Here is a 24,839-nt window from a genome sequence, read left to right as displayed (position 1 = left end):
CCTGTGGTGGTTCTGATAAACGGTGTTATGCCGCAAGTGCGGCCAGCAATTTCTCCGCAGCCTGCGGGCTGGCAGGCTGACGCGCGTGGATTTCCGCTGCCAGCGCTGCAATAGTGACGGTGTCACTTATATCGCTCTCGCTAAGGCTGACTCTCAGGTATTTTTCCAGCACTTGCCGCAGTGGCATTAACGTCTCTGGGCTGAGATCGAACCGGCGCAAATCTGCTTCTGCGTCGGTCTGAATATTCATGCGGCTCAACAGGCGCAAAAGCAGATCGCGCAGCGGTTGCTGCTGTTGCCATGCCTGAGGGGTAGCGCGCGCCAGTAATTGTCCTACCGGCAGTGTCATACCCGGTTGATGCCAGGCAGTGAGATGCAGTAGCTGCCGCCAGCACGCCAGTAAGCGTGGCAGTGTGCCCGCCGGGAAGGCATCTTCGCGCACATCCCAGTTGATCAAGATGCCATCATCATGGTGCGCCACTTGCGCATCCAGCATCACTTCCGGCCCCTGAGAAATCACCCAGTTCAGCTCACCCAACGTCTGTTTGACCTGCGGAGAAAACAGCGTGCGACCCTGAATGCCAAAGCCAGCGGTAAACACGATTGGCGTTGACTGCACGTTGCCGTGTAGCCGGGAGAGATCGCGCGCCACGCTGACGCCAGGGTAATCCGCATGGCTAATCAGTTCGGCCAGTTGTGCCATCAGGCGCTGAGTGAAAGCCACCAGCGATTCGCCAGCACGAATCTCAACCGCCAGCAGCAACACTTCTGAAAAATCGCCAATGATGTTATCCACCGCAGGCATCAGCGGTTCACGGAAGAACATCGGCACATTGAGGCGAAAACGCGTCATCTTCCAGCCATGACTCACGGTAAGGGCGAAAAGCGCCAAAAACAGGGCAGAAAGGGTCAGATGATGCTGACGCGCCAGCCGACTAAGCTGGGCGGAGTGGGAGGCGGAGAGTTGTAGTGCCAGCCGGTTGCTGCGACAGGGGCCAGGGGCTGCCAGCGGACGCGGCGCTGGTGGCATAGTGGCCAGTTGCGACTGCCACCAGATACGCGCCCGGCTGCGACGTTCAGCATCAGGGGTGTTAAGCGCCAGATACTGAAGCCATTGTGACGCCTGTAAATCCTGCGGCGGTTGCGGCAGTTGATGATAATAGTGCGCCAACGCTTCAACTAAAATACGAAAACTCACGCCATCGCAGGCGATCATGTCGACATCAATATGTAAACGGCTGCGATTGTCTGGCAGTAGCGTCAGGCTGATTTCACAGGCCACGCCCTGGTCCAGCGCCAGTTTTTGCTGGCTTTTTGCATAGCGCTTACTTTCAAGGCCTTGCGCAATCGCGTCGGCACTTTCTGTTCGCCAGTCATCCAGTTGCAGGCAGTGGTGCTCGTTAAGCGGGGCAATACTCTGCTCACCCGCCTGGCTTACCTGTAAACGCAGCGCCGGGTGGTGTTGAAACAGGGCACGGACCGCCTTCTCCAACGGGGCAACCTGCATCCCTTCGCGGTCGAATTCAGCGTAAAGGTGCGCGGCAACGCCACTCAGCGGGCCATCGGTTTGACGTCCAACCCAATAGGCGGCTTGCATCGTTGTTAACGCTTTCATCGTTGTTTCTCTCTTCATCCTGAATCATAAACTGCAAGAATATATGTCATAAAATTTCAAATGAAAACGATTATCATTATCCCGCAAAATGTGAGGGATTTGTAAGGCAAAAACATCTGGAAATATTTAATTCACTTTTAACACACATTGCCAATTTTTAATTGGTTGATTTTTATCTTTATTTTCTCATTTGTAAGAGGTTTTCTCATTTCGTGTGATTACATTGTGAGATTATTTTTTTACATGATCGTGATAATGATTTGCATTCAGAAAATGTAAACATTATCGTTGCTAACAATTTTTTACCGTGACAGGCAAAAAACTGCCTTTTTGGGACAAGAAAAGCGGTGTTCTGTCAGGTTTAGAGCAGGGGAAAGCGAGGCCGGGAAGCCCGCCCTGTTCAGTTGTGAAATGTGAGCCCCGGCAAGATTTATCTATTGAAAAAACATGCGCGTTTTTTACCCTCTGGGATGAAGGAGATAAGATAAATGGGCAAGCTCTCTGCGGCTCAGGTTCGACATTTTGCAGTGACAAAACGACACACAGCTAGCGCGTTTTCCACTCTGGTTTTTGGACTTTGCACGTTGCTGCCTGGCAGCGTTATTGCGGCTGAAACCAACACCACCGAAACAACACAACCCGCTGCTCAGACCCCTGACAGCAAGAAAAAAGAACAACAAGATCAAACGCTGATCGTAACGGGCGAGAAGAGTGACCGTACGATTTTCGACACCGGTTCGAGCGTGGAAGTCTTCGACCAAAAACGCATTGAATCGATGGCGAATGCCACCAAGGTCTCTGACCTGCTGCGCATGACCGCGAACGTGGTCGATACCGGCACCGGTAACGATCTGCCGACCGTACGTGGTATTGATGGATCGGGACCGAGCACCGGCGCGGGCGCGTTTCTTAGCGGCACCCGCCCACGTCTTGGCCTGTCAGTGGATGGCCGCTCGCTGACCTACAACGAGCAGGCTTACAGCTCGCCGTCGCTGTGGGATATGGATCGGGTGGAAGTGTTCCTTGGCCCACAAAGTTACATTCAGGGACGCAACGCCATCGCTGGTGCGATTGTCATGACCAGCAAAAATCCAACGTTCGATACTGAAAGTGCCTTTAAAGGCGGTTTTGGTAACTATAACTCTTCACAACTGGCGGCGATGTTTAACGTGCCGATTGTGGATGAGCAATTAGCGTTGCGTGTGAGCGCTGAGCGTCAGAAGCGCCGCAGCGATGTGGATATGCCTTCCTATCAGCCGGTAGGCGATCCGCGTGAAGTGCAGACCACCACCGCACGAGCCAAACTGCTGTATAACCCGGAAAACTGGCGTGATTTCACCTCGCTGTTTACCTTTAACCACGCCGACAACGGTTCACCGCAGAACGAATCGAATGACCCGTTGGTCGATCCTTCCAGCGCCCGCTATGACTACCGTCGCCCGGTATTCAAAAGCAATACCAACAGCGGTATCTGGAACGTGGCTTGGGAGCCAACCCAGACGTTAAAAGTCGAGAACAACATCGGTTATACCGGCTTCAACGTTAATCGCTACACCGGCTACAGCTTGCCTTATGCCCACATCAAAGGGCATGAACTTCAGGTAGAGCCGTCAGTCCACTTTGGTGACCGGGATACCGTGGTGCGCGGGCTTGCTGGTTTGCGCTACTTCGATGCCAGCCAGGACGAATATGTCTATCTGTTTGGCGGTTCAACCTTCGAAGATAAGACCAAAACGGCCTCGGCTTACGGTGAGTTAACCTATTCACTGACGCCAACCATCGACCTGACCGGTTCCAGCCGACTGGAGCGTGAACACCGCACCCGTAACGGCGGCAGCGGCAGCGTACGTCTTGATTTTGATGACACGTACAACGTGTTCCTGCCGAAGGTCGACCTGGCATGGAAACCGACCGATATGCAGACCTACGGTGCACGTATTGCGCGCGGTTACAACGCCGGTGGTGCCGGGATCACCCTCGCAGCGCCTTACACCAACTACAGCTACGGTGCTGAGTATGTGTGGAACTATGAGCTGTACAGCCGCCATCAGATTGGTGATGTGCTGCTGACCAGCAACCTGTTCTACAACGATTACAAAGACATGCAGTTGCCGTACTACCTGTCATCCTCTTCATCGGTGATTCGTAATGCCGATAAAGTGGTGACTTATGGTGCGGAGTTTGGTGCCAACTGGACGCCAAGCCTCGACTGGAACCTGTTTGGTAAAATTGGCCTGCTGGATACCAAAATCAAAGAGTTTGGTGGCAGCGGTGTAGAAGGGCATCAGTTGGCACGTGCACCGCACTTTACTGCCAATGGCGGAGCGAAATATCAGTTCCTGCAGAGTTGGGAAGTCAGTGCCGATGTCTCCTTCTCTGATGGGTATTTCTCAGCTTACGACAACGATGCACGCGGCAAAGTGGGTTCTTACTGGACGGCTAACGCCCAGCTGGCTTACACCTTTACCCGTGGACGCGCCACGTTGTTTGCCAAGAACCTGTTCGATTCAGATCGTTACGTGATGATCAGCAGCAACAATATCAATACTGCGATTCAACAGCGCGCGGCCTTGTATGGCGTAGCACTGGAACTGGATTTCTGATTTAACCGTTCACCGGGGGCTTAGGCCCCCGTTTTTTTGCCGCAAGGCGGATAAGAAGGAGGTAATGCTGTGAGTGACGCATTCCATACACTGCTCAGTGATAGTGAATTGGCAAAACTGGACCAGGCTTTCGCCGCTGAGGCACCTGCGTTTTCGCCGCTGAGTGAGCAGGAAGAGGATCTGTGGTTTCGCCATCAGCAAGGTGAAGCTGCTGCGCTGCAAACACTGCGTGCCTGGCATCTGACAGAACAGCGCAGCGTGGGCGAAGTGATTGTTGCCCTGGAGAATATGCTGCATAACACGCCTGCCATTAATGTGGGCTATGCCTTTGATGATGAGCAGGGGATCGTTAAATTTGCGTTGAATGCCGTGACCCGGGCGATTTCCCTCACGGCGGTTGATGATGAGAATGCGGCAGCAGAATGGCTGCAAACGGCGCAAACGCAGCCGTTAGCATTAGATAAACAGATTCCGTTACGGCTGTTACTGCTCAGCCAGCCCGATAACAGCCTGTTATTAGGTGTGGTGCTGCATGAAATCGCCCAACTCGACGCGGCGACCTTGATGCAGGCGGTTGAAACCGCGTGGCAGCAATCCCACCCGGCGGATGTTTTGCTGGCGAGCGAGTGGGAAGTGCAGGCCGCACCTGTCGCGATTTCGTCACCGATCGCGAGTGCGGCGGGAAATATCGATGCGGCGATCAGCGCCCTGATTCTGGCTGAATTCCGCAGTGCGTTAAACGCGCCGGAAATGCGTGCCAGCGATGACTTTTTCGATCACGGTGGCCACTCTTTAGTCGCCACGCGTGTGATTGGCCGTCTGTTGAGCGAGCATCAACTGGCGGTGAATATCAACGATCTGTTTAATCACCCGAGCGCCGATGCGCTCTCTGCCTGCGCTAAGCCATTGAACGACGGTCAAAGCGAGAATGCGGCGACAGCCGAGCCAGACCTGGTCAATGCACCGCTTTCTCTGGCCCAGGCTTCATTGTGGAAAGTCTATGAAGCCTTTGATCACGACGATATTTTCAACTTACCGTTTGCCATCCGTTTCCTCGATGCGGTCGATGAAGACGCGCTGCGTCAGGCCTTTATTGATGTAATGGTGCGCCATAGCGTATTGCGTTCGCTGTTTATTCCTCAGCCTGATGGCGTGCGTCAGCAGGTGGTGGCCGAGGCCGCGCTGTCAGACTATCAGTGGTTTGGCTACTCCGATCAGGCACCTATTGGTGAATGGGAGGCGGTGCTGGCGCAGGTGAGTGATTACCAGTTTGATTTGACGCGTGAACTGCCGTTACGCGCCACTTTCCTGCGTGATCGCCAGAACGGTCAGCAGATCCTTTCGCTGTTGTTCCACCATGTGGTGTTGGATGAGTGGTCGCTGAATCTCCTGATGGAAGAGCTGGGCCAGGCCTATGGCTATCGTGCCGCGGGGCAGCAACCGGCGTGGACGCATCAGCCTCCGCCGTTCCAGCGTTTCGCACAGCAGCAGCAGAGTTCGGGATTGCAGCAAGCGCACCTTGATTACTGGCTGCAACACCTGCGTGGCGCGCCTGTTGGCCAGCCAATTTTTGGCTCTGATCAGGTGAATTCGATGTCACAGCCGTCCGATGCGGATGTTACGCCGGGTTGGGTCGAGTTTACGGTGCCAGAGCAGGTTGCCAATGGTTTGTATGCCTTAGCCAGACGTAATCACGCCTCGCGTTTTAACGCTATTTATTCAGGTATTACCAGCGCTTTGCATCTGTTAGGCGCACCGGCCGATATGCTGGTCGGTACCTCGACTTCCGGGCGTAATGATGCCAGCTATTTCGACACCATCGGCTATTTCACTACCGTGGTGGCACACCGTATTCGCTTCGGTGAGGCGTTGACCGTTGATGGATTAGTGAATCAGGTCAGAGACACCATTAATGATTCACTGCCGTACAGCGATGTTCCTATCGATCTGGTGGAAGAGGCGCTGTTTGGTGCGGATTCAGACCGTAAAAACCATATGTTTGAGGTGTTTATTCAGATTCACACCCGCATTCTCCTGAACGGTGAGTTCCCACTGCAGGACGGAGGCTCGCTGGCCTACCGTCAGGTGGAGCCGGATAAACCGGGAGCGTTGCTGGGGCTGCAATTTGAAGTGTTGGAAGAGCAGATTGATGGCATAGACAACCTGCGCGTGCAGATGACGTACCGCACAGATCACTACACCCCGGATCAGGCGGAGAAAATTGCCGCCACCGTGCAGCGAGTGTTTGCCGCTTTTGCCGCAGAAGAGAATCACGCCGTTGCGCTTCAGGCTCTGGCGTCAGCTGTCACACAGTAAGGCTTTTATAAGGAGATAAGGTTATGTCTGCACCATTTACTTCACCGCGTACGTTGATGTCGCTGCTGATGGGGGCCTCGATGCTGGTCGCCAGCGGAGCCCAGGGCGCGGAAGCGCCGATTCGCAATCAGGATATTAGCCGCGCCGCGTTGAGTTCCACGCTGGTGGAGATGGCGTTTAGTCCCAAGCAGCAGGCGGTGTTTGTTAGCGCACCAGACTGGAAGCAGGAGACGCAGTCGCGCGTGTTACGTCTCGATCCCACTACCTTAAAAATTGAAGCAGAGATCCCGCAGAAGGTGAAAGGGTTTGGCGTAGCGTTGGATGATGCCGATAACCGTTTATACCTGACGCAAGGTTTTGATGGTGCGGTTGGGGTGGTGGATACGGCCACGAATCGCAATCTGGCGGAGATCGCACTGCAGAATAAAGTGAACCTGGAGCAGGCTTATCGTGCGGCAGGATTGCAGGGTGAGAAGCTGGATTTCCTGCTGGCAGAGTTGAAGCGCTTTAAGCTGACGGATGATTATCTTTATAAGATCCGCGAGATTAAATTCGATGCGAAAACCGGTCGTCTGTTTCTGCCGGGACTGGGTTATGGCGTTGAGAGCGTGCTGTTCGTGGTGGATACCAAAGCCGGTAAGCTGGAGAAAGTGATTCCCGGTTTCGGTTTCTATGCGGTGGGGATTGCGTTGGATGAGAAGGGCCGTCGGGTGTTTGTCTCAAACATGCAGGGTCAGTTAATGACGCTGAATGCGGATACGCTGGCGTTGACGTCGGTAAAAGAGATTGACGCTGACCAACTGCTGAACCTGGTGTATGACCCAACCAGCAATCGCGTTCTGGGTGTTGATCAGGGTATTGATCGTGATAAGTATCGTAATCACTATCTTGATAAAGCCTATACGCGCCGCAGCACCGGCCATAAGCTTTACGCAATCGATGCGGACAGCGGAAAAACGTTGGCCTCAGCAGAGACGGATGAGGTGCCAATTGGTCTGTTGTTAGATCAGAAGAATCAGCGGATTTATGTGACTAACCGCAATGGTGTGCGTGAAGAGCACGGCAAGGGAACGCTGGCGGTGTTTGATGCGAAGACGCTGAACCGGTTGCAGACGTTGCCACTGCCGCCGCATCCGAACAGTCTGACGCTGGACAGCAAAGCCAACGCTTTATACGTTACCGTGAAGAACGATATCGCCGCGACCAAAGCGGGTGAGAAAGAGAGCGTAGTGCGTATTCAGCAGTAATGTTTAGCAGGTGTAGGTGACGTTGTCACTTACACCTGTTCACGCAATTTCGGTTAACTCTCATATGTTGCGCTAAATCACAGTTTGCTAAACTTACGCCTTTGGCAATATAGAGAGATTGAGTGCGTATGGTTTCCCGTTTTACCCTTACCGCCGTGGTAGCAAGTAGTTTACTCACCGCCTGTGCTCAGCATTCGCCGGGTGATGCTTCGCAATTTGAGGGGCCTTCTCAGGTGTCGATTACCCATGTGGTGACACGTACCGACGACGGTTCACCCGTGATTGTAACCATTGATGGCAAAGAAGCGGGGCGATTACCTGGCGGGCAAACCACCTCGTTTAATCTCAAGCCAGGTTCCCATGAGATCGGCGGCTATGTGCAGACGCTGTTCGGCTATGGCCGGGTGACGATTACCTCATTGAAGATCAATACGAATAGCAATCAGCTGTCAGAGATTGATTACCGCGTTGTGCGTGCGCCTGGCTTTAAGCTGGTGAAACAGACGAAGCTGACGCCACCAAAACCCCCAGAGCCAAAAGGTGAGCCGTTACCGGTGCCTCAGTTGGAACAGGTGTCAGCGCAGCAGGCCACCGGGTCCAGTGCTCAGCCTGTGAGTGCGGCTAACACCGCAGGTGCTGCAACAACGGGAGAGACCACGCCATCCACGGTTGCTGCCACCACGCCTGCGACGGCGTCAACGGCGTCAACCGGAACCGTGAGTACTGCCGGTACCACCGCGACCACATCCGGTACAGCAACAGCCGCGAGTACTTCGAGCAGTACTACCGCTCCAGCAGCTAGCACGACGACGCCAGCTTCAACAGCGACGACTACCACAACAACCCCTGCTGCTACGACTTCTGGTTCAGTAACTACAACCACCCCAGCGGCGACAGCAGCAACGACTGGCTCAACGTCCAGTGTCACCCAGGCGACAGGTACGGCGGTGAATACCTCCAGCACAGATAATACGGATGCGAGTGCCGCTACTACTGACAGCACTGCGACCATCAGCGCCGCTAGCGGAACGACAACTTACTGATTGTTGAGCACCATCCTGCGTGAGAGGGGGGGCATGTAGGGTGATGTTCGTGCGTATCAGGTTGGCGCGGTGCTGGTTGGGTTCGTGTGTTTCAGTCGCAGATGGTGCGGGTTGTATTCGTGCGTTTCAGTCGCAGATGGCGGGGAGTGCCGTAAAGACGCCGTGAATCCTCCCTGGAGGCTCTGCCGCCGCATCCATGCGGCGGAAGCTTTACTCTACTCCCCACCATCCCCGCCTTCATGTGAGTGATGTGCAGATCTTCTTCCGAGCCTTCATACGAGCAATGTGCAGGACATCGTCCGTGCGATTTTTGGCTGCACAACTCACATTGATTGCCGAGCGTGCTCCCTCTCCCTAAAAGGGAGAGGGAATATACGGCACAGTTATCACATGCGTCACCGGACGGGCGCCCTTTCCCGCTTGCGGGAGAGGGCTGGGGTGAGGGGAAGTCAGTTGCGGCCTCTATCCTCAGCCCACAGCCACCCAACGGAAACCGGCCAGAATAGTTGCGCCGATCAACGTGAAAATTGCGGCTATGTGCATAACAAAATCGGGGAAGTCGCCATGAACGGGATGACATAATGCCAACAGTGACAACGCCATAAACGCAATCCCGACGCCCGCCATTAACAGCGTACGCACTGGATGAAGGGTGCGGGTGCGGCGCAACGCGGTCAGCATCAGCAGCACCATTGGGGTTCCTGCCAGCATCATGAAGGTGTAGCAGGGCGTGCCATCACCAATATTCCCTAAAGGCTGATGTCCCTCACTCATACTAATCACATTCACCAGCAGCCACGCGGCCACCAGCGGAATAAAAATCTGCCAGCGCAGCGATTTGCGCCCGGCAATACTCAGCGTAAAAGTGCGGACCACGGCCAGTGTGCCAATGCACAGTGTCAGCAACAGTTCGATCACTGCCCAGAATGCCCCTGGCTGCTGCCAGTCCGTCAAGGCTCGTTGTGCCAGCAGTGAAAACAACGCGCCCGCAGGCAGTGCCAGCGCGATCCACACCAGGACTCGCCGCCAGACCGCCGCTGTTCTTTTGACGGGTTTTGCCGCCTGGCTAAGTTGCTTAATCAGAACTTCATGATCGCTCACGATCTTTTCCCCCAAGACGCCGCAAATTAAGCAGCGCCCGATGCAGCAGTGATTTCACTGCCGAAACTGAAAGGTTATGTTGTAGTGCTGCTTCCGCCAGACTTAGCTCACGTAAATGGACCATTTCGACCATCTCGCGCTGACGCAGCGGTAACTGATGGAGTGCATGTTCCAGCACTTCTTCTTGCTCTGCAGCAGGTTCATGTGATGCAACCGCTGCATCGGCTTCATCATCCTGCACTTCCCAGCGCAGATGACGACCATTTTTGCGTAGCGCATCCACGGCGCGGGCACGCACAATGGCTGCCAGCCAAGGCATAAACGGCCGCGTAGGATCGTAGGTGTGGCGCACATGGTGGACGGTAATCAACGCCTCCTGCACCACATCTTCCGTCAGCGCATCGTCATAGATCTTTTTACGCGCCAGTGCGCGAATCACCGGCACCAGCGCGTGTAGCAGTTGGTTGTATGCGGTTTGATCGCCCGCTTGCGCGCGGGCCATCAATACCGGCCAACTCTCCTGTTCATCCATTAGATTTCGCCATGTCACTGTTACCGCAGACTAATGCGGGCGTGACGGCGGTAAATAACGTCACGCCTTATTACCGGATGCCTGATTAAGCGCATTGATCACAATCGATGGGGTTAACACCTGCGGAAGCACAACAGGTTTGCCACCATTAGCAGGATAGACCACATACAGCGGTAATCCCCCACGACCAAATTCACTTAATGCGTCATCCACGTCTGGGTTGTATTTAGTCGAGTCGGCAATCATATAGATCGCGCCACTTTTTGCCATCGCCTCTTTCACGGCAGCGGTGGAAAGTGTGGTGCGCTCATTGACCTGACAGGTAATACACCAGGAAGCGGTAAAGTTGACGAAGATCGCTTTTCCTTTGCCTTTCTCTGCCGCGACGGTTTGCGGCGTCCATGGCGTGCTGGCAACGTCCGCAACCTGGCTCTCAGACGTGGCTACGGTGGTCAACGTGGTAAGCGGGGCTGCGACCAGCACGACGAACAGAGCTGTGACGGCATATAACACTTTGTGGCTGCGTCCCAGCATATGACGCTGTTGCGCAATGCCATACAGCCAGGCCGCGCAGCTCAGCAACACCGCACAGGCTAACAGGGTGGCTAATGCGGCCGCGCCGCCCTGGCGATCGGCAACCCAGACCAGCCAAGCCACCGCACCGAGCATGGGGAAAGCCAATGCCTGTTTCAACCGCACCATCCATGCACCGGAACGTGGCAAACGACGGCCCAGAGCGGGGAAGAATGAGATCAGCGTAAAGGGCGCGGCAAAGCCTAAGGCCAGCGACAAGAATACGGCCAGACCTACCACAGGAGGCTGCACCACTGCGTACCCGACCGCACTCGCCATGAAGGGGGCAGTGCAGGGTGTTGCGACCACAATAGCCAGTGCGCCAGTTAAAGCAGAACCCCACAGGCCCCCGCGATTGCCGGAAACCTGACCGACGCGCTGAACACTCAGGCCCACTTCAAACACGCCCAACAAATTGAGCGCAGCGGCCAGCATGATCAGCGCCAGAATGGCAATCACGACCGGCGACTGAAGCTGGAAGCCCCAACCGATAGAGGTGCCTGCGGCACGCAGCGCAAACAGGACTCCGGCCAGCAGTAGCATCGTCACCACCACTCCGGCAAGGAAAGCCAGACCTTCCGCACGCGCAGCACCCGGACGCTCATGATGTTTCAACAGGCTGAGCGCTTTCAGGGAGATCACCGGAAAGACGCAGGGCATCACGTTGAGAATAATGCCGCCAAGGAAGGCGGCCAGAATCGCTGTCAACATAGGAAACCTTCAGAGATTAAGAGTGGTGTTCAGCACGGTACTGTTTCACCGCATCCATGGCTTTCTGAATATGCACTTCTGGATTGCGGTCGGTGTAGCTCAGCAAAATTTTGCCGTCCGGTGCAATCACATAGGAGGTGCGATCTGACAGGGTTTTTCCGTCATGCACCATGGTGTTTTTATATTCGGTAGCGATTTTAGCGCCTGGGTCAGCCGCCACGGTGAACTTGTCACGGCACTCCAGTTTGGAGAAGTCACTTACCTGTTCAACGTTACCGGCGGTAACGCCCACCACCGTTGCGCCCAGTTTATTGAAGCCATCTGTCGCTTCGGCAAAATCATGAGCCTCAATGGTGCAGCCAGCGCTGAAGGCGGCAGGGAAGAAATACAGCACCACTGGGCCTTTTTTCAAAGCATCCTGAAGTGAGAAAGTCAAAGCTTTGCCGCCTAATGCACCCTGTAACTTGAAGTCTGGTGCCTGTGCGCCGACCGGCAGTGCTGCCCAGCTGGGGGCGGTCATTGCCATGCTCAGTGCTGCGATGGCCGCCAGGCGGCCCAGTTGCGTTTTCAACGTTTTCATCTTCTGCTCCGTATGAAGGTTCACTGCCATCGGCTGATAGCAGCGTTACTCTAAGATTCGTCTCGGATGCGGGAAAAGTTGCGCGGGAGTAAAAAAAAATTTTCATGCGACGTTTTATGCCGGTGACAGCGGGATATTTTTGCGAAAAGGGGTAATTTCTTAAGGTTAAATTAAGCTTGAAATCATCTGTCCTCACAACCTGTGCGATCTCATAATTTATTACAAAAAGTTGTGACAGTGGATGGTTTACTTTCCCGGCTTTCCGGGCTATTTCATACGCTCAGCGGAACTGATTTTAATTATGATTATCATTTGAAATATATTTTGGCGGGGACCTCCTTGTGTTAGCCACCTTTGTTATCGCGCTGCGAGAAGGGCTGGAAGCAGCGCTGATTGTCGGCATCATTGCTGCCTTTTTACGTAAAAATGGCAAAAGTCTCACGGCGATGTGGGCCGGTGTGTTGCTGGCTGTTGTTTTGTCAGTGTTGGTGGGTGTTGGCCTGAGCCTGACAGAACGCGCATTGCCGCAGGCCAGTCAGGAAGCGATGGAAGCCACAATTGGTCTGGTGGCCGTGTTCTTCGTCACGGGCATGGTGATGTGGATGAATAATCACGCCCATGAAATCAAACGTCAGTTAGAGAGCGAAGCCGCTGCGGCGATTGGGCAATCCAGTGCGCTGGCCCTCGCCAGCATGGCGTTTTTGGCCGTGCTGAAGGAGGGGTTTGAAACCAGCGTTTTCCTGCTGGCGACCTTTTCGGTGGCACAATCTGCGGTTTGGGCGGCGGCAGGGGCCGTGCTCGGGCTGATTCTGGCGGTGGCGATCGGCTGGGGTATTTACATTGGTGGCGTGAAGCTCAACCTCGGGCGTTTCTTCCGCTATACCGGCATGTTCCTGATTCTGGTAGCGGCCGGTTTGATCATCAGCGCGCTGCGCAGCGGGCATGAAGCAGGCTGGCTGAATATCGGGCAGGATCGCGTATTTAATCTCAGCTGGTTTATGCCGCCAGGTTCCGTGCGTTCTGCATTAATGACGGGCGTATTGGGTATCCCAACTGACCCGCGCGTACTGGAGCTGAGTGGCTGGGGCATTTATGTCCTGCTGGTGGCTGTGCTGGTTTACTGGCCGCGCCAATACCGGCCGCAGCCTGTGCGCATCACCCAGATGCTGTTGGGTAGCAGTGCCATACTGGCGGTGGCTGCACTGGCGCTGTTGAGTTTCTATCCGCAAGCCCAGTTAGGGTTACCGGTCAATGCACCGTTGCAAGGCGGCGGGCAGGCAATCCTGCAAGCCCAGGACGAAGGTGGCTATCAACTGCACGTCAGTGCGGATAATCAGGCGCCGGTTGATTACACCCTCTCCAGCGCCGATCAAAAAATGGGGCGTGAGCAAGGTGTTGATTTACAGGAGTGGAACCTCACTCAGCAAGCTGCGGTGGACTCTCTGCCTACCATGCTGACATTGGATCAGGTCCTGGCACTTTACGGCCATCGTATTCCGGTGGGTCTCAGTCCGGCGCAGCATCCAGGGCCTTACAACGTGACCTGGCGTGCGGATTGCGCGGTGGAGGCTGCCGTGACGGGGAATGCGCTGTATAACGCCTCTGCCCATGCCACGATTTTAATGACGCTCTCTGGCAGTGGACTACTTTCGCCGCGTACTTTTACCGTGCGCAGCGCCATGCCTGAAATTGGCTGTAACTGGCAGTTAGATCCGCGCTGGCAACAGCAGGTCAGTGATGCGCTACAACATCTACGCCAGGCGCAGGTTCGCCACACCTTCTGGGCTAACCAGCTGCCATTGCTGCTGGGCTTAATGGCTATCATTTCACTCATCCTGGCATTACGCCGTCTGAGCGCCTCACGTCGCGCATCAGCCGTGTCTGTTGCCGGTTCTCGCTCCACTTTGCCTGAAAATAAGTAAGGGACCTTTTCATGTTAAAAACTGCTTTTAAAAAGAAAAATATGGCACTCAATGCCGCTATCGTTTCAGCGTTCATGCTGGTAGCGGGCGGCGCTTCTGCCGCAACGGGCGCAGCCCCGGTGACCAACGGCGTTTCTCAGGTCAATGTCACGTTGACAGGCGCAGAAGGCGGCACCTGTGAAATCGATCATACCAGTGCTAAAGCAGGTCCAGTGACCTTTACGGTGGTCAACAAAACGGCGACATCCATTACTGAGCTGGAGTTGCTGAGCGATAACCGCATCCTGGGCGAAAAAGAGAACCTGGCACCGGGCTTACCGGCCTCCAAATTCACCCTGACGCTGGACGGCGGCAAATATCAGATCTACTGCCCAGGCGCAAAACAAGAGCTGATTAACTTCACCGTCACCGGTAAAAGCGCGGCGAAAGCCACGGGCAGCACCGCAGACCTGCTTAAGCAAGGCACCGATGGCTATGCCACTTACGTAAATGGCGTAGTGGATGCGATGGTGGTGGCCGTTAACCAGTTGAAAGCCGATATTGACGCGGGCGATCTGGAAAAAGCCAAAGCGCAGTATGCCAAGGCGCGTCCATTCTATGAGCGTATTGAATCGGATGTCAGCGGCTTCGTTCTGCCTGGCTTCAGCGCGACGGATAACGCAGGCAACCTCGATTATCTGATCGATATGCGTGCTTCTAACCAGGACCCGAAAGTGGGCTGGCATGGTTTCCACGCCATTGAGCGCGAGCTGTTTGGTAACGGAAAAATCACCGACACCACCAAAAAACTGGCGGCTGAGCTGCAACAGAACGTCACCAAACTGGACAGCCTGACCAAAGGCCTGACCTACAAACCAGAAGATCTCGCCAATGGTGCGGCAGACCTGCTGGAAGAAGTGCAGAGCAATAAAATCAGCGGTGAAGAGGAAGCCTTCAGCCACATTGACCTGGTTGACTTTGCTGGCAACGTTGAAGGTGCACAGCAGGCATTTGAGTTCCTCAAACCTGGCCTGAGCAAAATCGATCCCGACCTGACTCAGCGTGTAGAAACGCAATTCGCTAACGTCAATAAACTGCTGGATGGTTACCGCGATGGTAAAATCCCTGGCGGTTACAAATACTACACGGCGGAAGTGAAAGCGGCAGATGCGGCGAAGCTGAGTAAAGCGGTGCAGGCGTTGCAGGAACCTTTATCGAAAATCGCTGAGAAAGTGGCGACGGTTGGAGGCAAGTAGTTTATGAAGCAAAAACAGTTACCGACTGGGGAAACCGCTAACGTTTCCCGCCGGCATCTGTTGAAAGGGGCGGTGGCCAGTGCGCTGGCCATGCCGGGAGTTGCTGCCGCACACAGTGCGGCAGTGGCAAAATCCGACCCGGAAGACCGGGTGGATCTCTCCCATCAACATGCATTTTATGGCACGGGTGGACAGGCGGGCATTATCACGCCTCCCCAGCGTCACGTCATGTTTATGACTTTTGATATGACCAGTCAAAACCCGCGCGACCTGCAAATTTTGCTGGCACGCTGGTCAGCCGCCATCGCTCAGATGATGGCCGGTGAGATTATTGGCCAGGTTGAACCCGCCAGAAACAGTGGCATCGGCATGGATACCGGCGAGGCGCTGGATTTAGGCCCGGCCTCTCTGACGGTGACTGTAGGTCTGGGACCTCGCATTTTCGGTGAGACTTACGGTCTGGCACAGCACAAACCGGCGCTGATGCGTGAGCTGGTGCAGTTACCGAGTGATAATCTGCAAGCAGAACTGACTGGTGGCGATCTCTCGCTCCAGGCCTGTGCGGACGATCCGCAAGTGGCTTATCACGCTATCCGTAATCTCGCGCGTATCGCGAAAGATACCGGCGCAGCGGCTACGCGCTGGTCGGTGCTGGGATTTGGCCGTGCTTCAGCAGGCAAGGGGCAATCAACGCCGCGCAACCTGTTTGGCTTTAAAGACGGCACGCGCAACCTGACAGAAAAAACGGATTTTGATAAGTTCGTCTGGATCAACGATGGCGGCCCCGCCTGGCAGCAGCAGGGGAGCTATCAGGTGGTGCGCAAAATCAAAATGCATATCGAAAACTGGGATACTGACCGCGTCAGCGATCAGAACGTGGTGTTTGGTCGCCATAAGGTTTCGGGTGCGCCGCTAAGCGGAGAGAAAGAGTTCGATCAGCCAGACTTCACCAAAAAGGACAGTGCCGGTGAGCGGATCATTCCAGCCACCTCGCACATTAGCCTTGCTGCCCACGAGAATAACCAGGGTATCCGTATTCTGCGCCGTTCTTACAACTACACCGATGGCCTGAATAACCTCGGTATGCTGGATGCAGGTTTGCTGTTTATCAGCTACCAGAAAGATCCGGCACATTTTGAAACGCTACAGTCCCGTCTCGGTGCCGCCGATGCGCTTAACGAGTATATCTCCCATATCGGATCCGGCATTTTCTTCGTGCCGCCGGCTCCGGCTGCCGGGGAATATATTGGTTCTCAGCTGTTTGCCTGACCGACTCGCCGGGGTCAACCCGGCGATGTTCACGAGCGCTCGTTGTGCCAGCTATTCAGCATCACGGTATTGTTATCCCGGATCAGTTTTTTAAGCTGCGTCAGTCGTTTACCATCCACCTCTTTCCACTGCAGCTGATCAAGCACTGAGCGGCGGGCAATGTGGAATGTGATCGCCTGTCCAAACAGTGCAACGGTGCGCAATTGCGTCAGCTCGCTATCAATCGCTTCACCGCTCAAACGTGAAATTAAATCCGCGCCAGCCCGATGTATCTCTCTTCCCATGCATTCACGCATGATCTGAAAGGCAATTTCCGGACCTTGCCCCAACTGAATACGGGCGTGAAACAGCCGTTTGTTGAGGGTGTAATCATTGCCAAAGACCTTATCCAGCAAGGTATCCACCAAATCGCAAAACAGTGTGACGCACTGCGCCGTGGGCGCATCGGCGGGCAACTGTTCAATAGCATCCAGTACCGGCTGGAAAGCAGGGCGGTTAGCTTCTGCCAGATAGCGGGCACAGGCGGAATACACGCCTTCTTTGTTGTCGAAATAGTACTGTAAGGCGGGAGGATTCACCCCAGCCCGTGTGGCAATCTGCCGGGTGGTGGCGGCATCAAACCCCTGTTCACCGAACACCTCGATAGCGGCCTCAATGATGCGCTGGCGCGTTTCGTCACCGCGCGCATAGCCGCCATCCTGCGAATGCCGTAACGGCTTGTTTTTCTTCCCAGTCACTCGTCTACCCCTCTCAAGAACCGCCTGAGTATACGTAAATTATCACGGTTTAAAAAATTATATCGCTTGACATAAATTTACGCTCAGTTCAATTTATGCCGGTTGATATACTTTCACCCCAGGAGCTTTCGTGCTGCAACTCTCAGTTTCTTCTTCTGCCCCGGATGCCGGGACAGCCCCAACCCCTGCGCCAGCAAAATCAAAAAATCGCGTGCTGCGCATCGTGGTGCTGGCTCTGCTGGCGATCGCTGCCCTGGTCGCCCTCTGGTGGTTTTTCTTTGGCCGCTACAGCGAATCAACCAACGATGCGTACCTGCAAGCGGACAGCGTGACGCTGGCACCGAAAATTGCCGGTAACGTCAGCGAGGTGCTGGTGGCGGATAACCAGCAGGTAAAAGCGGGCCAGCCGTTAGTGCGTATCAATGATGATCAATATCTGGCGAAAGTCAGTGAAATGCAGGCAATGCTGCTTGCGCGTCAGGCCTCGATTCAGCGCGCCAATGCGGATATCACCCGCCAACAGGCTGAAATTGAACAGGCAGAGGCAAAACAGCAGTCCGCGCAGGTGCAGATGCACTATGCAGAACATGAATTCCAGCGCTATCAACCGCTGGCGGCGACCGGTGCGGAAGCCCAGGAGCACCTGGCCGATCTACGCCGCAGTCGCGATCAGGCGAAAGCCGATTACAATGCCAACGTCGCGGCGGTAAAAGCGGCGGCTGCGCAGATTCAAACCCTGAAAGCGCAGATTTCGGAAGATACCGCACAGCTCGACTCCTCCAAAGCGAGCCTGCAACAGTCCAGTATCGATCTGCATGACACCCTGATTACCAGCCCGATTGATGGCGTGGTCGGTAATCGCACGGTACGCGTGGGGCAATATGTGCAGCCCGGCACGCGACTGCTGACGGTGGTGCCCACGCACGATGTCTATTTAGTGGCGAACTTCAAAGAGACGCAGATGACACGCATGCGTGTGGGGCAGCCTGCCACGCTGCACGTCGATGCCGATCCTGACCATGACTTTACCGGCGTGATTGAGAGCTTCTCTCCCGGCACCGGTTCACAATTTGCGCTGCTGCCGCCGGAAAATGCCACCGGTAACTTCACGAAAATCATTCAGCGCGTGCCGGTCCGCATCCGCATTACGGATACCTCACCTGCGCGCGAGCGCCTGCTGCCGGGCATGTCAGTGACGGTAGATGTGGACACACATCATCTCCAGCCGGATCAAACCCATGAGTAGCACCACGCTGACCGCCAATGCAGCAGGCGAGGAGAAGGCCTCCGTCACTGACTGGGTCGCGGTGATTGCCGGTGCGCTGGGCGCACTCATGGCAACGCTGGATATCTCCATCACCAACTCGGCGCTGCCGCAGATTCAGGGTGAACTGGGCGCGACCGGCACTGAAGGAACATGGATCTCTACCGGCTACCTGATGGCGGAAATCGTGATGATTCCGTTGGCGGGCTGGCTGACACGTTCGATGGGGCTGCGTAATTTTCTGGTCTGGATGGCGGTGTTCTTCACGCTGTTCTCGATTATGTGTGGTTTGTCGACCAACCTCGGGCAGATGGTGGTCGGACGTATTGGCCAGGGCTTTACCGGCGGGGCGATGATCCCCACCGCACAAATGATTATTCGTACCCGTTTGCCGCGCCGACAACTGCCGGTTGGGATGTCGATTTTCGGTGTGATCGTGATCCTCGGACCGGTATTAGGGCCGGTACTGGGCGGCTGGCTGGCCGAAAACGTCAGTTGGCACTGGTGTTTCTTCCTCAACGTGCCAATCAGTTTTGCGCTGGTGTTTCTGCTGTTCCGTGGCCTGCCGCCGGAAAAAGGCAACATGCAAGAATTTATCAAGGCGGACTGGATTGGCGTGGTGGGCTTAAGTGCCGCGCTCAGTAGTCTGACCGTGGTGCTGGAAGAGGGGCAACGTGAGCGCTGGTTTGAGTCCAGCATGATTATCTGGCTTTCCGTCGTCTGCGCGCTGGGCTTTCTGCTGCTGCTGATTGCGCAGTTAACGGCAAAGCGGCCGGTTATCCGCCTCTCTTTGCTGGCGAATCTGCGCTTTGTGACAGTGATTTTGATTGTGTTTGTGGTGGGCAGCGGCCTCTATTGCGTGCTGTATCTGCTCCCGCAGTTTTTAAGCAATATCGCCGGTTACAACGCCCAGCAGGCGGGGATGGTGTTGCTGATCTCCGGGATTCCGAGCTTGTTAGTGATGCCCATTTTGCCGCGCCTGTTAGGCAAAATGGATATTCGCCTGATGGTGATTGGTGGGCTGGTGCTGTTCGCCGCCAGTTGTTTCCTTGATACCACGCTAACGGCGCAAAGCACCGGTGATGATTTCTTCTGGTCGCAAATCCTGCGTGGTGCCGGGCAAATTATGGCGATGTTGCCGCTCAATCAGGCCTCAATGGCGGTGGTGAAAACCGAAGAGGCCGCTGATGCTGCCGGTTTGTACAACATGATGCGCAATCTGGGGGGGTCCGTCGGACTGGCGCTGGTTGGCGTCTTTATTGACCGTCAAAGCAAAATGCATGATGACATGATCCGCGAGTCAATCACCGCCAACTCGCCACTCGCGAATGAACGGATTGCGGGCAGTACGGCATCGTTTATGAGCCAGACCACGGATGCCGCGTGGGCTCACCTCCAGGCGTTGGGGCAACTGGCGCAACAGATCAAGCAGCAGGCGATGGTCATGACCTTTTCAGAAACGTTTTATCTGCTTGGCATCGCGCTGGCGTGCTGTATTCCACTGGCACTGTTGCTGCGTATGCCTAAGGCGGGGAAATAAATGTTAAAGCGGAAAATCACAGTAATGAATACCAAACCTTTTTTTGCCTGCTCCAGCCTGATGATTGCGCTGGTGCTCGCGGGATGCAGTGTCGGACCGGATTATCATGGCCCCGGTAAAACGCCGCAGGTGAATCAGTTCGCTCGCCTGCCGCAGAGCGGTGTAAATACCGCACCTGGTGTGGCTCGCTGGTGGGAGACGCTAAACGATCCGCAACTCAATACGCTGATTGCCATGGCGCTGAAAAATAACCCGGACATTGCGATTGCGCAGGCGCGTCTTCGTCAGGCACGCGCCGCGTTAGATGGTCAGCAGGCCAATGAATATCCTAAGCTTGGGGCAGATGGGGCAGCGCTGCGTGCAAAACTGCCAGACAGTACCGGCATTACCAGTAATAACCCGCTGAATATGTATGCCAACACCTTTGATGCCAGCTGGGAGCTGGATATCTTTGGTGGCACGCGTCGGGCGATTGAGTCCGCGCGCGCTCAGGCCCAGGCTTCGCAGGAGAGCCTGGCGGATACCCATGTGTCGATTGCCGCTGAAGTGGCGCGCAATTACCTGGAACTCTGTGGTCAACGTCAGCAGTTGGCGGTGTTACAGCAGTCGATCGCGCTGGAGCAGCAGATGTTAACCCTGACGCAGCAGCGATACAGTCGCGGGGCGGCAAATGACAGCGATGTGCAGCGCCTGGTAACGCAGTTGGAAACCACCCGTTCGCAAATCCCGTCCTTACAAAATGATATTACCAACAGCCTCGACACTCTGGCGTTTCTCGCCGGGAAAACGCCGGGTGAACTGGACCAACAGCTGAACAATGTGATTCAACTGCCTGCGTTGCCTGCGCAGGTGAACGTCGGTGATCCTACGACGTTGTTACGTCAGCGGCCTGATGTGCGGGAAGCCGAGCGGAAACTGGCGGCCAGCAATGCGGAGATCGGTGAACACATTGCCGATTACTATCCAAAAGTGAATTTCCTCGGCAATCTCGGGTTCACCAGCAGTTCCACCGGAAACCTGTGGCAGCGGAAGAATCTCAGCTGGATGCTGGTGCCGTATCTGCAATGGAATATCCTCGACTTTGGCCGCATCAAATCCCAGGTTGCCTCTGCGCGTGCAGCGCGGGATGAAGCGCAAGCCAGTTGGCAGAAAAGCGTGCTGAGTGCATTGCGTGATGCCAACGGTTCACTGTCGCGTTACGGGCAACAGCGTCAGACGGTGATGGATTTAGCCACCGTCACGCACGCAGCCGATCGTGCAAGCCAGCTAATGCAGCAGCGTTATAAAGCTGGAGCGGCCAGTTTGATTGATTATCTGGATACCGAGCGGAGCCGTTTGTCGGCACAGCAAAACCAGATCAGTGCCCAGACGCAGTTGGTGACAGATTTCGTGGCGGTACAGAAAAGCCTCGGTCTCGGCTGGCAGAGCTAAGGGAAGAGGGGAATACCCGTGAGGGGTATTCCCTGTAACCTAGTTAGCAAACGCGTAGGTGAGTTTACCGGTAGCCGAGACCAGTTTACGCAAGGCTTTTTGATTAACCCGCGACATCTGACCGGCTTTTTCTGCGGTTAGTGGGCCACTGTCGGTTTGGGCCAACAGGGTTTCCGCTGGTGCAGCAACCATTTTCTCCGCAGCTGATTCCACTGCTGCGGCATAGCCGGACTGACTGGTGAGATCCATTTTGCTGAGTGGCAATTGGGTTGCCAGCCATTTGCCCCAGTAAAACTCCAGGAACGGCGGTGGGCTATCGGGTTTGCGGTAGCCAATATCGCGCGTCAGCCAGACCAGTGAGCGGTATTCATCATTGATCATCTGTTTACGGCTCAACTGCTGCGGCAGTTGCTGCGGCGTAATCACACCCTGTGGCGTTTCCAGCCAGGTGAGTTTGCGTGCCTGCATGGTTTGCCAGAAGGCGGTCATGTTCGGCAAATGGCGGAAATCATCCGTAATGCGCACATAGACTTTGGTCTGTAGGCCGCCCACTTCAGCAAACGACGTAAAGGTGTGATGTCCATCGGTTAAATAGAGCTGGTTATCGGGGGCGATCACCGCAGTATTCACCTTTTTCAACTCACTGCCGGGCGCGGTTTTGCAGCTAAAGCTGGCAAAATCACTGATACGTGAGGCGTCGTTGTATTTTTCGATGCCTTTCGCCCCCGCCGACTCACAGAAATCATCGAATAACTTTTTGGCGTCGTGCTTGTATCGGTTGACCTTGTAATCAATCTGGCGAAAACCCAACGTCGCCTGAGTAGGGTGGAGGCTGGCAATCGGAACTTCAGCCAGCGAGCCAACTTTGAGCGGGGTTTCCGGTGCGGCCAGCGCGGATCCGCTTAGCAGCAGTCCAGCAAACAGAAGGCGTAGCTTCATTATCAATCGTCCCTTTAAAACGCGTACTGGAGTCGTAACTGCACCGCATCGCTGGAGTCTTTGACGCTGCGGCCGTCAATGTTTTTACTGGTATCGATATTGCTGATCTTGTAGGTCAGGTAATCGAGCGTAACACGAACGTTTTTGTTGACGAAGTAGTTCACACCCACTGTGAAGGCATCGATATTGTGTTTTTGGTTACGATCTACCGCCAGTACGCCGTCGATATTGCTATCAATATTTTTCTGGCTCGCCGCTTTGTTAGCGTCAATACTGGTGCGTTCATAGCGGATAAACGGTTCAAAGGTGCCAAAGTCTTTAGGTGCTTTCCATTTCCCTTCTCCAGCGTCATAGCCGCGTTGGCTGCCAATTAAGTAGGAGATTTGCGCGTAATAGCCGTTGAGTTTGACGTGGGCATCATCGCCATCTTGCTGACCATGGACCTGACGGGCGTAATATTCACTTTGCAGACGCAAGCTTTGATATTGCCAGGCCGCTTCAAGGGCAAATTCATTATCGCTGGAGGTGTTTTCGATATCGGCAAAGCGCATTCTGTCATCGGCATCACTCCGCACGCCAAAGCGCGAACGGATTTTAGTTTCGTTATTGCGCGGGTTGGAATCATGGTAATCAATACCGAGGTGTAAAATTTGATCGGGCTGTAATATCGGTGCCCAGGTGGCACGCAGCGTATAGCCATAAATATCGCTGTTGCCGTCGTCAGGTTTATCGCCTTGCGTCGCCACCTGAGCCATTAAGCTGTAATTATCCCCGGAACGTGTGAAGTTCAGACCAAAATCAGTGTCATCGCCGCCACTGAGTAAGTCATACATTGCGGGTAATTCCGCTGCGGTGATCCAGGACGAGCTGGTGGCGTTTTCTAAACCGTAGTTAACCCCGAATTTACCCAGCGTGAATTTACCAATGCCGTCAAAATCACGCGCGATCCACACACGATCAACGTCAGTGCCATCTTCAAGGCCGTTATAATTAACGCGCACGCCGTACGACCAGTCGGTGAAGGCGGTGCCTTCAAAATTTAAATGTCCACGGCGCACAAAGGCATCGCTACTGGACGCGAAGTGTTTATTTTGACTGGCGGCCGCCAGGCCACTAAAAGCCACCATGTCATACTGAATTTTGCCGCTGATTTTAAAACTGAAAGCATCATCGGTGGTTTTTAATTCCAGTCCGCTGTGGGTATTAATCACCAGATCCTGGCCGTCAGTCGTGACGGTTCCCGCATGTGCGGTGGCGATATTTAATCCAGCGCACAGCATAACTAACCCAGCGAGAGGCTTTAATTTAAACAACATTATTATTTTCCTTAATAGAGTGAAGTGACGAGCGGCAGCGATACTCACACAGTTTTGTTAAGTTTTTATTAATCAATGTTACTGGCTGATATAGAGGTTGGTTACGAGAGAAGTTAATATAATTAATTTATTGTGGTGATTAACTTGTGGGTGATTTTTTATTTTTAGAGAATAAGGCTAACTATTTTATTTTGTCAGGCAACATATTTTACGGTAGAGGTGTTTTATGTTGTGTTTTTAGGGTTTTATTGGTTGGGCATGTTTTTATGGCTGGAATGGTGTGCAATTTTCTCAATAATTGATGGGCGATATTGTTTTTACCTGAAAACAATATCGCCGCACTTTTTACCGTCAATCACTTTTGTCTGGCAGGTAAAATATGTTTGATCATCACATCCACATCGAGATTATTGATATAGCTCATGCAGCGTGAAGTGAACATGCTCATTAGCCGGTTGCGATGGCCCGCAATCAGTAAATCAATGCCCGACTGGCGAATACATTGTTCAATTTCTTCCAGACGCCGTAGGGTGACAAAATGCCGCACATTGACCGGGTGAGGAGTGGTGAGCAGCAGTTGGCTGAAGAGTGTTTTAGCGCGAATAATTTCATCGGCAACCACGTCATTCATCATGCTGTCTGCTACATAGTTCATACTGCGGTAATCATCGCTGATATGGGCCAGCGTGATGGTCATATCCAGAGATTCAGCGACCGATGCAGCATGTTCGAGTAACACCAGTCCATCATTTTGATCCTCAATCAACACCAGTGCATGACGATAACAGGCCATAACTCACCTCCGACTGTGCCAAAAGAAACTACACAGAATGTATAGGTCAGAGAACGGCGGCAGGCTGTGAGC

The 24,839-nt window shown here is 54.3% G+C and carries 19 protein-coding genes; 10 read left to right on the top strand and 9 right to left on the bottom strand.

The window, feature by feature from the left end:
- Positions 1 to 25 precede the first annotated feature (25 nt).
- Positions 26 to 1,615: a condensation domain-containing protein gene (locus tag F3J40_RS19315; RefSeq protein WP_167017200.1), complete on the bottom strand. Its 1,590-nt coding sequence runs from the start codon at positions 1,613 to 1,615 to the stop codon at positions 26 to 28.
- 488 nt (positions 1,616 to 2,103) lie between these two features.
- Between F3J40_RS19315 and F3J40_RS19310 the strand changes: the two genes are divergently transcribed.
- From F3J40_RS19310 to F3J40_RS19295, 4 genes are all read left to right on the top strand, one after another.
- The gene (locus tag F3J40_RS19310; RefSeq protein WP_167017198.1) at positions 2,104 to 4,218 is read left to right on the top strand and encodes a TonB-dependent receptor; all 2,115 of its coding nucleotides are present in this window, start codon (positions 2,104 to 2,106) and stop codon (positions 4,216 to 4,218) included.
- A 69-nt stretch (positions 4,219 to 4,287) separates the two neighbouring features.
- Entirely contained in the window at positions 4,288 to 6,534 is a 2,247-nt protein-coding gene (locus tag F3J40_RS19305) for a condensation domain-containing protein (RefSeq protein ID WP_167017196.1), read from the top strand.
- Between the two features lie 23 nt (positions 6,535 to 6,557).
- Positions 6,558 to 7,781: a YncE family protein gene (locus F3J40_RS19300; protein ID WP_167017194.1), complete on the top strand. Its 1,224-nt coding sequence runs from the start codon at positions 6,558 to 6,560 to the stop codon at positions 7,779 to 7,781.
- A gap of 128 nt (positions 7,782 to 7,909) precedes the next feature.
- The gene (locus F3J40_RS19295; protein WP_167017192.1) at positions 7,910 to 8,824 is read left to right on the top strand and encodes a hypothetical protein; all 915 of its coding nucleotides are present in this window, start codon (positions 7,910 to 7,912) and stop codon (positions 8,822 to 8,824) included.
- Positions 8,825 to 9,292: 468 nt separating this feature from the next.
- Here F3J40_RS19295 and F3J40_RS19290 read toward each other — a convergent pair whose 3' ends face one another.
- From F3J40_RS19290 to F3J40_RS19275, 4 genes are read right to left on the bottom strand one after another with little or no spacing between them, the layout of a single operon-like run.
- Positions 9,293 to 9,925, bottom strand: a complete 633-nt coding sequence (locus F3J40_RS19290) for an NrsF family protein (RefSeq protein ID WP_167017190.1) — start codon at positions 9,923 to 9,925, stop codon at positions 9,293 to 9,295.
- Complete coding sequence (locus tag F3J40_RS19285) at positions 9,912 to 10,457, bottom strand: sigma-70 family RNA polymerase sigma factor (protein WP_167017188.1); 546 nt, start codon at positions 10,455 to 10,457, stop codon at positions 9,912 to 9,914. Before F3J40_RS19285 ends, F3J40_RS19290 begins: the two co-directional genes overlap by 14 nt.
- Positions 10,458 to 10,517: 60 nt before the next feature.
- Positions 10,518 to 11,741, bottom strand: coding sequence for a protein-disulfide reductase DsbD family protein (locus F3J40_RS19280; RefSeq protein ID WP_167017186.1), 1,224 nt, complete (start codon positions 11,739 to 11,741; stop codon positions 10,518 to 10,520).
- Positions 11,742 to 11,757: 16 nt separating this feature from the next.
- Positions 11,758 to 12,321, bottom strand: a complete 564-nt coding sequence (locus F3J40_RS19275; RefSeq protein ID WP_017348766.1) for a peroxiredoxin — start codon at positions 12,319 to 12,321, stop codon at positions 11,758 to 11,760.
- A 341-nt stretch (positions 12,322 to 12,662) separates the two neighbouring features.
- Here F3J40_RS19275 and efeU point away from each other — a divergent pair, with 341 nt between their 5' ends.
- The 3 genes from efeU to efeB are packed head-to-tail and all read left to right on the top strand — an operon-like array spanning position 12,663 to position 16,747.
- Positions 12,663 to 14,243, top strand: a complete 1,581-nt coding sequence (gene efeU, locus F3J40_RS19270) for an iron uptake transporter permease EfeU (RefSeq protein WP_167017184.1) — start codon at positions 12,663 to 12,665, stop codon at positions 14,241 to 14,243.
- Positions 14,244 to 14,254: 11 nt separating this feature from the next.
- On the top strand, positions 14,255 to 15,478 hold the full coding sequence (gene efeO, locus F3J40_RS19265; protein WP_167017182.1) for an iron uptake system protein EfeO: 1,224 nt from the start codon (positions 14,255 to 14,257) through the stop codon (positions 15,476 to 15,478).
- A 3-nt stretch (positions 15,479 to 15,481) separates the two neighbouring features.
- Entirely contained in the window at positions 15,482 to 16,747 is a 1,266-nt protein-coding gene (gene efeB, locus F3J40_RS19260) for an iron uptake transporter deferrochelatase/peroxidase subunit (protein ID WP_167017180.1), read from the top strand.
- Positions 16,748 to 16,776: 29 nt separating this feature from the next.
- Here efeB and F3J40_RS25230 read toward each other — a convergent pair whose 3' ends face one another.
- Positions 16,777 to 17,484 (bottom strand): CerR family C-terminal domain-containing protein, encoded by a 708-nt coding sequence (locus F3J40_RS25230; protein WP_167017178.1) that lies wholly within the window; start codon positions 17,482 to 17,484, stop codon positions 16,777 to 16,779.
- A gap of 130 nt (positions 17,485 to 17,614) precedes the next feature.
- Between F3J40_RS25230 and F3J40_RS19250 the strand changes: the two genes are divergently transcribed.
- From F3J40_RS19250 to F3J40_RS19240, 3 genes are read left to right on the top strand one after another with little or no spacing between them, the layout of a single operon-like run.
- Positions 17,615 to 18,730 (top strand): HlyD family secretion protein, encoded by a 1,116-nt coding sequence (locus F3J40_RS19250; protein WP_167017176.1) that lies wholly within the window; start codon positions 17,615 to 17,617, stop codon positions 18,728 to 18,730.
- The gene (locus F3J40_RS19245; protein ID WP_167017173.1) at positions 18,723 to 20,288 is read left to right on the top strand and encodes an MDR family MFS transporter; all 1,566 of its coding nucleotides are present in this window, start codon (positions 18,723 to 18,725) and stop codon (positions 20,286 to 20,288) included. Before F3J40_RS19250 ends, F3J40_RS19245 begins: the two co-directional genes overlap by 8 nt.
- A 24-nt stretch (positions 20,289 to 20,312) precedes the next feature.
- Entirely contained in the window at positions 20,313 to 21,719 is a 1,407-nt protein-coding gene (locus F3J40_RS19240; protein WP_167017171.1) for an efflux transporter outer membrane subunit, read from the top strand.
- Between the two features lie 39 nt (positions 21,720 to 21,758).
- Here F3J40_RS19240 and F3J40_RS19235 read toward each other — a convergent pair whose 3' ends face one another.
- From F3J40_RS19235 to F3J40_RS19225, 3 genes are all read right to left on the bottom strand, one after another.
- Positions 21,759 to 22,658, bottom strand: coding sequence for a ParB/Srx family N-terminal domain-containing protein (locus F3J40_RS19235; protein ID WP_205297441.1), 900 nt, complete (start codon positions 22,656 to 22,658; stop codon positions 21,759 to 21,761).
- Positions 22,659 to 22,672: 14 nt separating this feature from the next.
- Positions 22,673 to 23,974, bottom strand: a complete 1,302-nt coding sequence (locus tag F3J40_RS19230) for an OprO/OprP family phosphate-selective porin (RefSeq protein WP_205297440.1) — start codon at positions 23,972 to 23,974, stop codon at positions 22,673 to 22,675.
- Between the two features lie 355 nt (positions 23,975 to 24,329).
- Positions 24,330 to 24,767 carry a universal stress protein gene (locus tag F3J40_RS19225; protein ID WP_167017169.1) on the bottom strand — a complete coding sequence of 146 codons (438 nt, stop codon included), beginning with the start codon at positions 24,765 to 24,767 and terminating at the stop codon, positions 24,330 to 24,332.
- Positions 24,768 to 24,839 lie beyond the last annotated feature (72 nt).

Origin of the sequence: Candidatus Pantoea multigeneris, assembly GCF_011752615.1 — a bacterium.
Taxonomy (GTDB): Bacteria; Pseudomonadota; Gammaproteobacteria; order Enterobacterales; family Enterobacteriaceae; genus Pantoea; species Pantoea multigeneris.
The sequence above is the reverse complement of the archived record's forward strand: the minus strand, read 5'-3'. Positions and strand labels throughout refer to the sequence as shown.